Origin of the sequence: Paraburkholderia sp. Ac-20340 (genome assembly GCF_017104965.1) — a bacterium.
Classification (GTDB): domain Bacteria; phylum Pseudomonadota; class Gammaproteobacteria; order Burkholderiales; family Burkholderiaceae; genus Paraburkholderia.
Genome location: NZ_JAAGPR010000018.1, coordinates 61,053 through 73,781, shown reverse-complemented (window position 1 = coordinate 73,781; position 12,729 = coordinate 61,053). Strand labels below are relative to the sequence as shown.

Sequence of the window (12,729 nt, the reverse complement as noted above, 5' to 3'; positions counted from 1 at the left end):
ACTTTCACGCGTCACCACGCTCAACCGAACCTACGGATATCACATGGAAATCGGACAATACCAACCGAACCTCGACGGCGACGGCCTGCGCATCGGCATCGTCCAGTCGCGCTTTAACGAACCCGTTTGCAACGGCCTGGCCGACGCCTGCATCGAAGAACTCGAACGCCTCGGCGTGACGGGCGAAGACGTGCTGCTCGTCACCGTGCCGGGCGCACTCGAAATCCCGCTGGCGCTGCAAAAGCTCGCCGAAAGCGGCCAGTTCGACGCCCTGATCGCGCTCGGCGCGGTCGTGCGCGGCGAAACGTACCACTTCGAACTGGTCTCGAACGAGAGCGGCGCGGGCATCACGCGCATCGGCCTCGACTTCGGCGTGCCGGTCGCGAACGCGGTCCTGACGACCGAAAACGACGAGCAGGCCGTCGCGCGCATGACCGAAAAGGGTCGTGACGCCGCACGCGTCGCAGTCGAAATGGCGAACCTGACGGTCGCCCTGGAACAACTCGACGGCGGTGACGACGACGAGGAAGAAGACGAAGAGGAACAGCAATGAAGAGCGCGCGCCGCCGCTCCCGCGAACTGGCCACGCAGGGCTTGTATCAGTGGCTACTGTCGGGTGTGCCCGCCGGTGAAGTCGATGCGCAACTGCGCGGTTCGCAGGGCTATGACAAGGCCGACCACGAGCATCTGGACGCGCTGCTGCACGGCGTGATTCGCGAAGCGGACGAACTGTCCACCGCGATCGCGCCTTGCCTCGACCGTCCGATCGAGCAGCTTTCGCCCGTCGAACGCGCGGTGCTGCTCGTGGCGACCTACGAGTTCAAGCATCACGTCGATATCCCGTATCGCGTCGTCATCAACGAAGCAGTCGAACTCACGAAGACGTTCGGCGGCTCGGACGGCTACAAGTACGTCAACGGCGTGCTCGACAAGCTCGCGGCGCAACTGCGCGCCACCGAAGCGCAGAACGCCCGCAAGTCGTAAGCCGTCGCAGTTCGTCATTGCGTGACATGGCGTAGCTGGCGTGGCGCCGGGCCTTGAGGCCCGCGCCCGCCCAGCGGCCCGCCATGCGCGCCAGCACTGGAATTTCCCGCATGAACACCGTTGCCGAACCGCTCCTGCGGCTTGCCGCGCGCGTCGACGCGATCCAGCCCTTCTACGTCATGGAACTGGCGAAGGAAGCTGCGAAGCTCGAACGCGCCGGACGCGACATCATCCACATGGGTATCGGCGAGCCGGATTTCACGGCGCCCGAGCCTGTCGTAGAAGCCGCGGCCGCCGCGTTGCGCCAGGGCATCACGCAGTACACCAACTCGCTTGGCATTCACCCGCTACGCGAGGCGATCGCCGCGCATTATCAGCACGCTTATGGGCTGACGATCGATCCGGCGCGCATCGTGGTGACGGCTGGAGCATCGGCTGCGCTGCTGCTCGCCTGCACGGCGCTCGTCGATCGCGACGACGAAGTGCTCATGCCGGACCCGTGCTACCCGTGCAACCGCCACTTCGTGGCCGCCGCGGAAGGCAAGCCGGTACTCGTGCCGAGCGGCCCCGAAGCGCGTTTCCAGCTGACCGCCGACGATGTCGAGCGTCTGTGGACGCCGCGCACCCGCGGCGTGCTGCTGGCTTCGCCGTCCAATCCCACCGGCACCTCGATCGAAGCCGACGAACTCAGGCGCATCGTGCACGCCGTACGCGCGCGCGGCGGCTTTACGATCGTCGACGAGATCTATCAGGGGCTGTCGTACGGCGAACCGCCGGTCTCGGCCCTCTCGTTCGGCGACGACGTGGTGACGGTCAACAGCTTTTCGAAGTACTTCAATATGACGGGCTGGCGTCTGGGCTGGCTCGTGGTGCCGCCTTCGCTGGTCGGCGCGTTTGAAAAGCTCACGCAGAACCTGTTTATCTGCGCATCGGCGCTCGCGCAGCACGCGGCCCTCGCCTGCTTCGAGCCCGACACGCTCAAGATCTACGAAGCGCGCCGGCTGGAGTTCAAGCGCCGCCGCGACTTCATCGCGCCCGCGCTCGAATCGCTCGGTTTCACGGTGCCCGTGATGCCGGACGGCGCGTTCTATGTCTACGCCGATTGCACCAAGGTCAACCATCCCGCCGCCGGCGACAGCGACGCGCTCACCCGCGCGATGCTGCACGACGCCGGCACGGTGATGGTGCCGGGCATGGACTTCGGCGTGGCCTGGCCACGCGAATATGTGCGGCTTTCCTACGCCACGGCCTACGAACGGCTGGAAGAAGCCGTCGCGCGACTGCGCACCCTGTTCGAGCGCTGATCCGCCGTCGGTTCAGCAATGGAAAAAGGCACCCGAGGGTGCCTTTTTCGTTACGTCCGGTCTTTCCAGTGGCTGGGCTCGATGCTCAGACTTTAAGCGCCAAGCTCGGGCTGGCCGTGCTTCTGGGCCGCCGCACCGCTGGTGCTGGCATCGTCCTGCGAAGGCGCAGTCGAAGCCGAGGTCTTTTCGATCAGCGCGTGGGCGCCTTCGAGCGTCATGTGCACGCGCTTGTCGCCGTTCGTGCCGTTGATGCTCGCCACCTTCTGCGTGCCCGTGGTGCTGGCCGTCGTGGTGGGCGCTTGCGGCCCGTTTATCGGCACATTGCGGCCGTGCGCGACATCACGCAGACGCGAGCGTTCGGCCATCACCTTGGCGCCGTAGCCGCCGTCGTCCTGCGAGGTCGAGCCGACGTACAGGCGCAGACCGCCCGGCAGCGAACCGCCGCGCGCGATGCAGTCCTTCAGGACCAGCGCGCCAACCTTGATGTTGGCAAGCGGATCGAGCGCCGCGCTCTGGCCGCCGAAGTACTGGAACTTGTCCGAGTGCACCTTCGACATGACCTGCATCAGGCCTTGCGCGCCCACGCCGCTTTCGGCGTACGGGTTGAAGCCCGATTCGATCGCCATCACGGCGAGCAGCAGCAGCGGATCGAGCCCCACTTCGCGGCCCGTGTCGAAGGCGGCCTTCACGAGTTCGCCCACCGGCTCCTGCGCCACGCGGTAGCGGCGCGAGATATAGGTGGCGACCATCGCCTGTTCACGCGCCGAAACCAGCACGCGGTCGTCGCGAGCGTCGGGCGTGATGCGTTGCGACGGAATCATGCGCGCCAGCGTGCCGACGCTCGGCAGCGAACGCGGATCGAGACCGTTGAGCGTGACCGCGTCGAGCGTGGCCATGCCGCCGTTCGAGACGCTGCTCGCCACATGGGCGACTGCGCCGTTCGAGCCGGCCGGCGAGATACCCGCGCCATGCAGGCCGGTATCCGGGACGAGCGCCGTGGGCAGGGTCGCGCCATCGGCTGGGTTGTTGTCGTCGCTGGACGCCGTGCCCGAGGGCATCAGCGAAGGCAGCGGATTGCCTTGCAGCAGGCGGGCGGGACCAGCCTGCACGGCGGCGGAAACGAAAGGCATCATGCGTGCGGCCAGCGTGCCGCGCCACGTGGGCAGAAGCCACACAGCGAGCGCGAGTACGACGGCGCAACCGCCGACGATGCTGAACAGGTGATGACTCAGACGCGTGCCACGCCGCAGCAGCGCACGCAAGCCAAGAGCGAGACGCTCATCGGCGCGCCACCACGATAACCAGGTATTCATCTAACAGATCTCCCCATGGTGCATGATCCGACGACCGAAGTCGGCGCGAGGCCGAAGGCCAATCGCAGGATCAAGACGCCGCGCGCCCTGGCTGGTGCGGCAGCGACGTCGGGAAAACGGCAAAGTACGCCGTGGGTGGAACCCCTCAGGAACAACTGACACGCCGTGAGCGGCGCGTGGGGGTTCTCACGCGAACAGCCGGCGCAAAGGCGCCGGCGAGGACAGCCAATCTAGACCGTGAAAAAGCCGTGCAGGGAATCGGCTAACGGTGACGCGTTGCGTCTGAAGGACCGGGACGGTGGTTAAAAATTGCAAGCCCTGCAACCAATGTGGGCGAATTCTAGCAGGGATTTATAGACCGTCAACACTATAGAATGTCAAATCTATAACTAATTGTAATAATGAACAGTGTTCAATCCGGGCAGACCCGCGTGGTACGCGCGTCTGCGGCCAGTTGCCGGATCTGCCTGCCAACGTGCGTCAGGTAACGCAGGTAAAATCGACAATCGAATCCGGCTGGTTTGGGATGCTTTTTAGTCTGTTAAGTCCCTTTTAAAAGCCCCGCTTTGATATCTGCACTGCCGCGCGCTGCGGCTCCGACCCTATCCTGATGAAATACAAAGACTTGCGCGACTTCGTCGGTCGCCTGGAGACGATGGGCGAACTGCGCCGCGTGCCGCAGGCCGTCTCTCCGGTACTGGAAATGACCGAGCTGTGCGACCGCGTGCTGCGCGCCGGTGGCCCGGCCCTGTTGTTTGAGAACCGCTCGACCCATGCGTTCCCCGTGCTCGGCAATCTGTTCGGCACGCCGCGGCGGGTTGCGCTCGGCATGGGTATCGACGCGCCGGCTTCCGGCAGCGACGGTGACAGCGCCGCGCTCGAGTCGCTGCGCGACGTGGGCCGCCTGCTCTCCGCGCTGAAAGAACCCGAACCGCCGCGCGGCCTGAAGGACGCGGGCAAGCTCTTCACGCTCGCCAAGGCCGTCTGGGACATGGCGCCGAAGACGGTGAGCGCGCCGCCCTGCCAGGAAATTGTGTGGGAAGGCAACGATGTCGATCTCGCGAAGCTGCCGATCCAGACCTGCTGGCCCGGCGATGCCGGTCCGCTGATCACCTGGGGTCTCACGGTCACGCGCGGGCCGAACAAGACGCGCCAGAACCTGGGCATCTACCGCCAGCAGTTGATCGGCCGTAACAAGCTGATCATGCGCTGGCTCGCGCATCGCGGCGGCGCACTCGATTTCCGCGAGTTTGCGCTGCGTAATCCTGGCAAACCTTACCCCGTGGCCGTGGTGCTCGGCGCCGATCCGGCGACGATCCTCGGCGCGGTCACGCCGGTGCCCGACACGCTCTCCGAATACCAGTTCGCCGGCCTGTTGCGCGGCGGCCGCACCGAACTCGCGAAGTGCCTGACGCCCGGCGTCGACACGCTGCAGGTGCCCGCGCGCGCCGAGATCGTGCTCGAAGGTTTCATCTATCCGCAGGAAGGCGCACCGTCGCCCGCCCCGGCCGGCGCGCCGCCGCGTCCGGTCAAAGGCGCGAGCGCCGCGTACGAGCACGCGCTCGAAGGTCCGTACGGCGATCACACCGGCTATTACAACGAGCAGGAGTGGTTCCCCGTCTTCACGGTCGAGCGCATCACGATGCGCCGCGACGCGATCTATCACTCTACGTATACAGGCAAGCCGCCCGATGAGCCCGCCGTGCTCGGCGTCGCGCTCAACGAAGTGTTCGTGCCGCTGCTGCAAAAGCAGTTTCCGGAGATCACCGACTTCTATCTGCCGCCCGAAGGTTGCAGCTATCGCATGGCGATCGTGCAGATGAAGAAGAGCTACGCCGGCCACGCCAAACGCGTGATGTTCGGCGTCTGGAGCTTCCTGCGCCAGTTCATGTATACGAAGTTCATCGTCGTGGTCGATGAAGATGTCGATATCCGCGACTGGAAGGAAGTGATCTGGGCGATTACGACGCGCATCGACCCGGCGCGCGATACAGTGCTCGTCGAAAACACGCCGATCGACTATCTCGATTTTGCGTCGCCGGTGGCGGGTCTCGGCTCGAAGATGGGCCTCGACGCGACCAACAAATGGCCCGGCGAAACCGACCGCGAGTGGGGCCAGGCCATCGAGATGAGTCAGGACGTAAAAATGCGCGTAGACCGTCTCTACGACGAACTCGGACTCGGCCGCGCCTGAGGCGCGAAGCGTCGTGGCCCGCAACGGGCCGCGGCGCGCGCCCTGCCCTTCATCCGCGACGCCTTTGCGACGCCGCGCCCGCTGCGGCTCGCCGTGAGCCGCAGCGCTCATGCATTGAGGAGTAACGACGATGAGCCAGTTGGCATCCGAACGCCTGACGCAGCTAAACGATCCTGCCCTCTTCAAGACGCGCGCCTGGATCGACGGCGAGTGGAGCGGCGGCGCCGCGACCTTCGCCGTGCTCGATCCCGCCGATAACTCGGAGATCGCGCGCGTGCCGGACTTCGGCGCGGCCGAGGCGAGCCGCGCGATCGGCGCCGCGCATGCCGCGCTGCCGGCGTGGCGCGCCAGGACCGGCAAGGAACGCGCCGCCGTGCTGCGCCGCTGGTACGACCTCGTGATCGAACACGCCGACGATCTCGCCGCGATCATGACCGCCGAGCAAGGCAAGCCGCTCGCCGAAGCGCGCGGCGAAGTGATCTACGGCGCATCATTTCTCGAATGGTTCGCAGAAGAAGCCAAGCGGGTGAACGGCGACGTGCTCGCGAGCCCCGCCGCCGACCGCAAGCTCGTCGTGCTCAAGCAGCCGATCGGTGTGTGCGCATCGATCACGCCGTGGAATTTCCCGATCGCGATGATCACCCGCAAGGTCGCGCCGGCGCTCGCGGCGGGCTGCACGATCGTCGTCAAGCCTGCCGAACAGACCCCGCTGTGTGCGCTCGCGCTCGCCGAACTCGCGCAGCGCGCGGGCGTGCCCAAGGGGGTGTTCAACGTGATTACCGCCGATTCGGCGAACTCGATCGAGATCGGCAAAACGCTTTGCGAAAGCGATGTCGTGCGCCATCTTTCGTTCACGGGATCGACGCCGGTGGGCCGCATCCTGATGCAGCAATGCGCGCCGACGGTGAAGAAAATAGCGCTGGAACTGGGCGGTCACGCGCCGTTTATCGTGTTCGACGACGCCGATATCGAAGCCGCCGTCGAAGGCGCGATGATCTCGAAATATCGCAATGCCGGGCAGACCTGCGTGTGCACGAACCGCTTCTACGTGCACGATTCGGTCTATGACACGTTCGTCGACAAACTGGCCGCGGCCACGCGCAAGATCAAGGTGGGCAACGGCTTCGAGGCGGGCGTGAATCAGGGCCCGCTGATCGACGACGACGCCGTCGCCAAGGTCGCGAAACACGTGGAAGACGCCACTGCGAAAGGTGCAAAACTGATCGCGGGCGGTCAGGCCAGCGCGGGCCGTTTCGTCGAGCCGACCGTGCTCGCCGAGGTCACGCGCGACATGCTGATCGCGCGCGAGGAAACCTTCGGGCCGGTCGCCGCCGTGTTCCGTTTCAAGGACGAAGCGGAGGTGATCGAACTCGCCAACGACACCGAATTCGGCCTCGCCTCCTATTTCTATAGCCGCGATATCGGCCGCATCTGGCGCGTGGCCGAAGCGCTCGAATACGGCATGGTCGGCATCAATACCGGGCTGATCTCGAACGAAGTCGCACCGTTTGGCGGCGTGAAACAGTCGGGCCTCGGGCGCGAAGGTTCGAAGTACGGCATCGACGAATATGTCGAACTGAAGTATCTGTGCATCGGCGTCTGAAGGCGCGACCGCACGATGACGCAACCGCCGCGTGACCGCCATGACGGCACGCGGCGCACGACAACAACAAACCGGGTTTTATGTCTCACGTTTCTCTGCTGTCCGACGGCTTTTTTCTGTCGCTTTCGTTGTGCCTCGATATTGGTCTCGTCAACGTCGCGATCCTCTCGCTCACGCTCTCGCATGGTTTCCGGCCGGGCTTCTGGCTCGGCTTCGGCTCGTGTTTCGGCGATCTGATTTACGCCGCGCTCGCGCTGGCCGGCATGGCCGCGCTGCTGCAGTTCGAGCCGGTGCGCTGGATCGTGTGGATCGGCGGCGCGGCGGTGCTGCTGATGCTCACCTGGAAGATGGCGCGCGAGGCGCTCAATCCCGCCAAGGCGCCGCCCGTCGAGGGCGAGGAAGACAGCGCTTCGCCGCTGCCGCACCCGTGGCGCAGTTTCATGCGCGGCGTGCTGCTGGCGATTTCGTCGCCCAGCGCGATTTTGTGGTTCGCGGCGGTCGGCGGCGCGCTGATCGCCAAATCGGGCGCGACGAGCGCCGGTTCGGCCGCGCTATTTCTGTCGGGATTTTTTCTCGGCGGGCTGGGTTGGACGCTGTTTCTGTGCGGGCTGGCGAGCCATGGGCGCAAGCGCGCCGGCACCGGGCTGCTGCGCGCGTGTCACGTGCTGTCGGCGCTGCTGTTTGCGTGGTTTTCTTATAGCGTGATCGTGCATGGCTATCGCGATCTGATCCTGCACGGCACGGGCGCGTCGTAAAGCGTGGCGGCGGGAAGTACGCTGAATCGGCGCGAATTCGACGCAAAATCAGCGCAAAAACGACAAAGGCGCAACGCGGTATGAACCGGCGTTGCGCCTTTGCAAATCAGGTGATCAAGACGGGCAGATGGCCCCCGCCATCCGCCGCCTCACCCTCAAACCTTAGTGGCGATACCAGCCGCCGTGATAGCCGCGGTAGCCATAGCCATGGTGATAGTACGGACGGCCATAGTAGCCATAGCCACCGTAACCGCCCACGACAACGGCGGGCGGCGGCGCGTAGACCACCGGCGGCGGCGGTGCGTAGTACACGGGCGGCGGCGGCGGTGCATACACCGGCGCGGCGTAGACGGGATAAGCCGGTGCGACCGGAATGCCAATGCCGATACCCACCGAAACGTGTGCCTGCGCCGCGCTAACCAACCCCAAACCCAGCGCAGCAGCAACGATAAACGGAACGGTCTTTTTCACTTCTCTTCTCCTGGCGGCCGACGACAGCGTCGCTCCACATAACGGGCAGTGCCCACGTCCTTACTCTATCTAAATCGGACGTCGCCAAAGGTCAGCATTTGTTGCAAATTGCAATTGCTTAAAGTGCGTTCAGTGCGACGCATCAAGGCAAACAGGAAAATTTCTGCTACGAATCGACACAAAAGGCGCCGCATCGCGCCGTCCAGACGGCGCAGGCCGCACGCCCGGTCAGAGTTACCGGACCTGCGCGTCGAGGCGTCTGATACTCAGGTAATGTTTGATTACAAATTGACTGGGGGAACGCGGCCCGGCGTGTCGCGAACGCGCATCGGCGCCCGGAAACGACGAAGCCCGGCGCAACGGCCGGGCTTCGTCTCAAATACGTCGATCAAACGGGATGTCGCGTACTAGCCAACCTTCACATAGGCAAATTCACGCGAGACGCTTGGCGGCACATACGCGCCGCTGATCTGCACGCGGGGCGTGAGGCGCTTCTTCTGATCCCACCAACGACGGCGTTGATGGGGCGTGAGAAACCGCAGATGTTTACGGTAAGCGAAGATGCTCATGGTGACCTCCCGAATCGGACTACCGCCAGGAAACAGCCCAATTGCACGACAGCAACAGGAAAACCGCAGTCATGGAAATCATTGTGCGCAGGTCGGCGAACCGCGACCGCGCTGTGGCGAGATAGCCGGGCACACCGGACATATCGCTGGACACCTGTTCGTGGCGCGCCGGCCGTGCTGGCGCTCGCGGGTGCTTGCGGATACTTATCGGCTTGATACAGCCGACAAGCATGGGCGGCCTTGAGATTCGCCGCCTGCGCCCCGGGGCTTCGACCGCGCGCGCCTGGCACTCGCGCAGATCGTTCGATCTGCGCCTGCCGGCTGCGTCCTGCGATCGTCACCTCAAATATGCGCGCCCACGTTCGCGCAGCAGAATCCGTGCCACGGATCTTTCATGAATTCTGTCAGCGGCTGACTGCCGCTATCCGGCGCTATCTGTCGTTCTGGCGCGCCGCCATTTGCCCACGCACTCTTTTTAACTGCAGTATGCGGATCGCTTCGGTTCGTCAGCGAACATTGCGCGACGCTGCGATCGTCCGAACCACTGTAACGGTTTACCAAAAACACTGTCAGAATCGTGTGCGCGACGCCAATACGCCGGCAAGGGCGGCCGCGTCCTGCGCCCATACTGACGAGGCGTAAGCCGTGGTAATGTGGCAACGCCAGTGGCCGGCGCGCATTTGCCGGCACAGGACCGCACAGCGCTATACGCTTCAGGATTCATCGACGAGAACGCACAATGATCAAGGTCAGCATCCTTTATCCGTATCGGGAAAACGGCCGGTTCGACAGCGAGTACTACACCACGCGGCATATGCCGCTCGCTGCGCAGCTGTTCGGGGCAGCCTGCAAAGGCTGGTCGGTCGACATCGGCATCAACGCGGGCCCGCCGGGCACGCCGCCGCCCTACGTGGCGGCCGGGCACTTCCTGTTCGAAACGCTCGACGCCTTCTATGAGGTGTTCGCAGCGCACGACAAGGTGCTCATCGACGATATTCCCAATTACACCGACGGCGGCAACGGCACGATCCTGATCAGCGAGATCAAGATCGAGGTCTGATTCGCCCGCACGCGTCGCCGCGTGCCGTCATTCACCACAAGAAGGAAAAGACACCGATGTTCGGCGATATCGCCCGTTTTCTGCTCAATACCGTCTTCACCTTGTTCGGCGCCGCGCTGCTGATGCGCGCCTGGCTCCAGTACGTGCGCGTGCCACCGTATAACCCGGTGACGCACGCCATCCAGCAGGCCACCAACTGGCTCGTGCTGCCGCTGCGCCGCGTGATTCCTGGCGTGCGCGGCATCGACTGGGCGAGCGTGGTCGCGGCGCTGCTCGCGTCCGTGGTGTACGTGCTGCTGATGGTCTGGCTCGTGGGCGTCGACCCGATCGGCCTGCTGCCTACGCTGCTGATCGTCGCGGTGCTCACGCTGGTGAAGTGGGCGCTCAACCTGTTGATCTGGCTGACGATTCTGATGGCGCTGCTGTCGTGGCTGAATCCGCGCTCGCCCGCCATGCCCGTGCTGTTCCAGGTGACCGCGCCGTTTCTCAACCCGCTGCGACGCATCCTGCCGAACCTCGGCGGCCTCGATCTCTCGCCGATCCTGCTGTTCGTGATCGTGCAGGTGCTGCTGATGGTCGTCACGCGCGCGGCGGTGTCGCTGACGCTGTTCGGGATCTGACGGCTGATCCGATGCGTAATCGAAGCCGGGTTTGACGTCCGGCTTTGACGTAACACCCAGTGAAATCACTGCGCCGGGTTGCCCATATTTGCGCAACCCGGCGAAATCCGCGTAAAATGGCGCGCTCTGCGGGCGTCGTATAATGGCCATTACCTCAGCTTCCCAAGCTGATGACGTGGGTTCGATTCCCATCGCCCGCTCCAGAATTTCACGCTGATTTTCACGCCGTTCCCTGCCGCAGTCAGTACGCAGCAGGTCGGCATCAAGCGCCACGCTGGCCGCGCCTTCGCTGCACCGTTCCCCTCTTTTGTCGTGTTGCGCTGCTGCCTTCGTGCGTTCAGCCGTCGTTGCGCCTGCGCGCTTCGCTGCGTGGATCGGGGTCGTTGCGCTAGCATCTGTGCCTCGGCGATCGACCCGCCCGCAAAAATACCCGCAAATCACCCGCGCTTTTCCCCTGCGTGCCCGCGCGCAGGACTTCATCGATGGAACGATTCTTCATGTCCCGCCGCAGTGCCGTTGCGTTGATTGTGAAAATACGCACGTCACTGCTCGCCAATAAAGACGACCGCCCGCCTGCCGAAGTGCAGCGTCAGCAGGCACGCGCCGCCGATCTCACGCGCCTGTTGTTCGACGTGCGCGCGGGCCGCATCGGCGAATTCGAGCTGAGAGATCCCACGCGGATGCACGTGACCATTTCCTCGGACTGACCCCGGACTGGCCTCGCGCCGACGCCGCACGCGCCTGGCCTCACCGGCCGCACTGATATAATGCGCGTCGCCCGGTCGTGCCCCGCTGACTGCCAGTGGACACCGACCTGCCCGAATCCGCGGCCTTTGGCCTTTGTCGCCTTGAGCCCGCTTGCAGCGACCAACAGTGACCAACAGCGATCATCGGCGGCATTGCGTCCGTCAAGCGCCGCCTGCGACTGAATAAACCGGGCATGACCGCCAGCCTGTCGGGCCTGCGAGTTCAGCCGCCCTGCGCTGCCTTCACCTGCCATCCTCGAAGATGAACCACGATCCGAACGACGCAGCCCGTCCTGGCTGCACGCCGTCCGACCCTGCGGACGAGACGCACGAAGCACCGGCCGCTGCCGATGCAGAAACCGGTGCCGAAGAAGGTGCTGAAGACAGTACCGAAGAAGGTACCGAAGCAAACGCCCTGCACCATCGCCGCATCCGCAGCTTCGTGACGCGCGCCGGCCGCGTGTCGACCGGCCAGCGCCGCGCGATGGACGAACTCGGTCCGCGTTTCGTGGTGCCGTACACGCCCGAAGCCGCCAACTGGGACACCACGTTCGGCCGTCAGGCGCCGCGTATTCTGGAAATCGGCTTCGGCATGGGTGCGAGCACAGCGGAAATCGCCGCGCTGCGTCCGAACGACGACTTTCTCGGCGTGGAAGTACACGAGCCGGGCGTGGGCGCGCTGCTCAAGCTGATCGGCGAGCAGGAACTCACGAACATCCGCATCATCCAGCACGACGCGGTCGAAGTGCTCGAACAGATGATCGCGCCCGACAGCCTCGACGGCGTGCACATCTTCTTCCCCGACCCGTGGCACAAGGCGCGCCATCACAAGCGCCGCCTGATCCAGCCGAAGTTCGTCCAGTTGCTGATCTCGCGCATGAAGCCGGGCGCGTATCTGCACTGCGCGACCGACTGGCAGAACTACGCCGAACAAATGCTCGAAGTGCTCGGCGCCGAAGCCGCGCTCGAAAACACGGCCGCCGATTACGCGCCGCGCCCCGACTATCGTCCGGTGACGAAGTTCGAGCGCCGCGGTCTGCGCCTCGGCCATGGCGTGTGGGATCTGGTGTTCAAGCGTCGCGTGGTCTGATAGCCGTCTGCGCGCACAGC

At 64.6% G+C, this 12,729-nt stretch carries 13 protein-coding genes and 1 tRNA gene; 11 read left to right on the top strand and 3 right to left on the bottom strand.

Annotated elements, in window-relative coordinates; all coding sequences use genetic code 11:
- Positions 1-43 precede the first annotated feature (43 nt).
- The 3 genes from ribH to G3N59_RS21655 all read left to right on the top strand — a co-directional run bounded on the left by ribH (position 44) and on the right by G3N59_RS21655 (position 2,288).
- Positions 44-553, top strand: a complete 510-nt coding sequence (gene ribH, locus G3N59_RS21665) for a 6,7-dimethyl-8-ribityllumazine synthase (protein ID WP_205984678.1) — start codon at positions 44-46, stop codon at positions 551-553.
- Positions 550-984 (top strand): transcription antitermination factor NusB, encoded by a 435-nt coding sequence (nusB, locus tag G3N59_RS21660; RefSeq protein ID WP_205984677.1) that lies wholly within the window; start codon positions 550-552, stop codon positions 982-984. Before ribH ends, nusB begins: the two co-directional genes overlap by 4 nt.
- Positions 985-1,094: 110 nt before the next feature.
- Positions 1,095-2,288 carry a pyridoxal phosphate-dependent aminotransferase gene (locus G3N59_RS21655; protein WP_205984676.1) on the top strand — a complete coding sequence of 398 codons (1,194 nt, stop codon included), beginning with the start codon at positions 1,095-1,097 and terminating at the stop codon, positions 2,286-2,288.
- 92 nt (positions 2,289-2,380) lie between these two features.
- On the opposite strand, the gene G3N59_RS21650 is transcribed toward G3N59_RS21655, so the two are convergent.
- Positions 2,381-3,601 (bottom strand): transglycosylase SLT domain-containing protein, encoded by a 1,221-nt coding sequence (locus G3N59_RS21650; protein ID WP_205984675.1) that lies wholly within the window; start codon positions 3,599-3,601, stop codon positions 2,381-2,383.
- A 610-nt stretch (positions 3,602-4,211) separates the two neighbouring features.
- Between G3N59_RS21650 and G3N59_RS21645 the strand changes: the two genes are divergently transcribed.
- The 3 genes from G3N59_RS21645 (at position 4,212) to G3N59_RS21635 (ending at position 8,153) form a co-directional block, all read left to right on the top strand.
- A complete protein-coding gene (locus tag G3N59_RS21645) occupies positions 4,212-5,795 on the top strand; it encodes a UbiD family decarboxylase (protein ID WP_205984674.1) in 1,584 nt (527 codons plus the stop codon).
- A 130-nt stretch (positions 5,796-5,925) separates the two neighbouring features.
- A complete protein-coding gene (locus tag G3N59_RS21640) occupies positions 5,926-7,398 on the top strand; it encodes an NAD-dependent succinate-semialdehyde dehydrogenase (RefSeq protein ID WP_205984673.1) in 1,473 nt (490 codons plus the stop codon).
- Between the two features lie 80 nt (positions 7,399-7,478).
- Positions 7,479-8,153 carry a LysE family transporter gene (locus G3N59_RS21635; RefSeq protein WP_205984672.1) on the top strand — a complete coding sequence of 225 codons (675 nt, stop codon included), beginning with the start codon at positions 7,479-7,481 and terminating at the stop codon, positions 8,151-8,153.
- A 162-nt stretch (positions 8,154-8,315) separates the two neighbouring features.
- Here G3N59_RS21635 and G3N59_RS21630 read toward each other — a convergent pair whose 3' ends face one another.
- Both G3N59_RS21630 and G3N59_RS21625 read right to left on the bottom strand, forming a co-directional pair.
- Positions 8,316-8,624, bottom strand: a complete 309-nt coding sequence (locus G3N59_RS21630) for a hypothetical protein (RefSeq protein WP_205984671.1) — start codon at positions 8,622-8,624, stop codon at positions 8,316-8,318.
- Positions 8,625-9,031: 407 nt separating this feature from the next.
- A complete protein-coding gene (locus tag G3N59_RS21625) occupies positions 9,032-9,193 on the bottom strand; it encodes a hypothetical protein (RefSeq protein WP_167336019.1) in 162 nt (53 codons plus the stop codon).
- 739 nt (positions 9,194-9,932) lie between these two features.
- Here G3N59_RS21625 and G3N59_RS21620 point away from each other — a divergent pair.
- The 5 genes from G3N59_RS21620 to trmB all read left to right on the top strand — a co-directional run bounded on the left by G3N59_RS21620 (position 9,933) and on the right by trmB (position 12,709).
- Complete coding sequence (locus G3N59_RS21620; RefSeq protein ID WP_205984670.1) at positions 9,933-10,253, top strand: EthD family reductase; 321 nt, start codon at positions 9,933-9,935, stop codon at positions 10,251-10,253.
- A gap of 56 nt (positions 10,254-10,309) precedes the next feature.
- A complete protein-coding gene (locus G3N59_RS21615) occupies positions 10,310-10,873 on the top strand; it encodes a YggT family protein (RefSeq protein ID WP_205984669.1) in 564 nt (187 codons plus the stop codon).
- 128 nt (positions 10,874-11,001) lie between these two features.
- Positions 11,002-11,076: transfer RNA gene (locus tag G3N59_RS21610), tRNA-Gly, on the top strand.
- Between the two features lie 294 nt (positions 11,077-11,370).
- Positions 11,371-11,580 (top strand): hypothetical protein, encoded by a 210-nt coding sequence (locus tag G3N59_RS21605; RefSeq protein WP_241023712.1) that lies wholly within the window; start codon positions 11,371-11,373, stop codon positions 11,578-11,580.
- 301 nt (positions 11,581-11,881) lie between these two features.
- On the top strand, positions 11,882-12,709 hold the full coding sequence (trmB, locus tag G3N59_RS21600) for a tRNA (guanosine(46)-N7)-methyltransferase TrmB (protein ID WP_205984667.1): 828 nt from the start codon (positions 11,882-11,884) through the stop codon (positions 12,707-12,709).
- Positions 12,710-12,729 lie beyond the last annotated feature (20 nt).

What these genes read in the sequence shown, in the direction of transcription:
- G3N59_RS21645 (WP_205984674.1), top strand. Translation starts at nt 4,212, where the DNA reads ATGAAATACAAAGACTTGCGCGACTTCGTCGGTCGCCTGGAGACGATG.
- G3N59_RS21640 (WP_205984673.1), top strand. Translation starts at nt 5,926, where the DNA reads ATGAGCCAGTTGGCATCCGAACGCCTGACGCAGCTAAACGATCCTGCC.
- G3N59_RS21650 (WP_205984675.1), bottom strand. Translation starts at nt 3,601, where the DNA reads ATGAATACCTGGTTATCGTGGTGGCGCGCCGATGAGCGTCTCGCTCTT.
- G3N59_RS21620 (WP_205984670.1), top strand. Translation starts at nt 9,933, where the DNA reads ATGATCAAGGTCAGCATCCTTTATCCGTATCGGGAAAACGGCCGGTTC.
- ribH (WP_205984678.1), top strand. Translation starts at nt 44, where the DNA reads ATGGAAATCGGACAATACCAACCGAACCTCGACGGCGACGGCCTGCGC.
- G3N59_RS21615 (WP_205984669.1), top strand. Translation starts at nt 10,310, where the DNA reads ATGTTCGGCGATATCGCCCGTTTTCTGCTCAATACCGTCTTCACCTTG.
- nusB (WP_205984677.1), top strand. Translation starts at nt 550, where the DNA reads ATGAAGAGCGCGCGCCGCCGCTCCCGCGAACTGGCCACGCAGGGCTTG.
- trmB (WP_205984667.1), top strand. Translation starts at nt 11,882, where the DNA reads ATGAACCACGATCCGAACGACGCAGCCCGTCCTGGCTGCACGCCGTCC.
- G3N59_RS21625 (WP_167336019.1), bottom strand. Translation starts at nt 9,193, where the DNA reads ATGAGCATCTTCGCTTACCGTAAACATCTGCGGTTTCTCACGCCCCAT.
- G3N59_RS21635 (WP_205984672.1), top strand. Translation starts at nt 7,479, where the DNA reads ATGTCTCACGTTTCTCTGCTGTCCGACGGCTTTTTTCTGTCGCTTTCG.
- G3N59_RS21605 (WP_241023712.1), top strand. Translation starts at nt 11,371, where the DNA reads ATGTCCCGCCGCAGTGCCGTTGCGTTGATTGTGAAAATACGCACGTCA.
- G3N59_RS21655 (WP_205984676.1), top strand. Translation starts at nt 1,095, where the DNA reads ATGAACACCGTTGCCGAACCGCTCCTGCGGCTTGCCGCGCGCGTCGAC.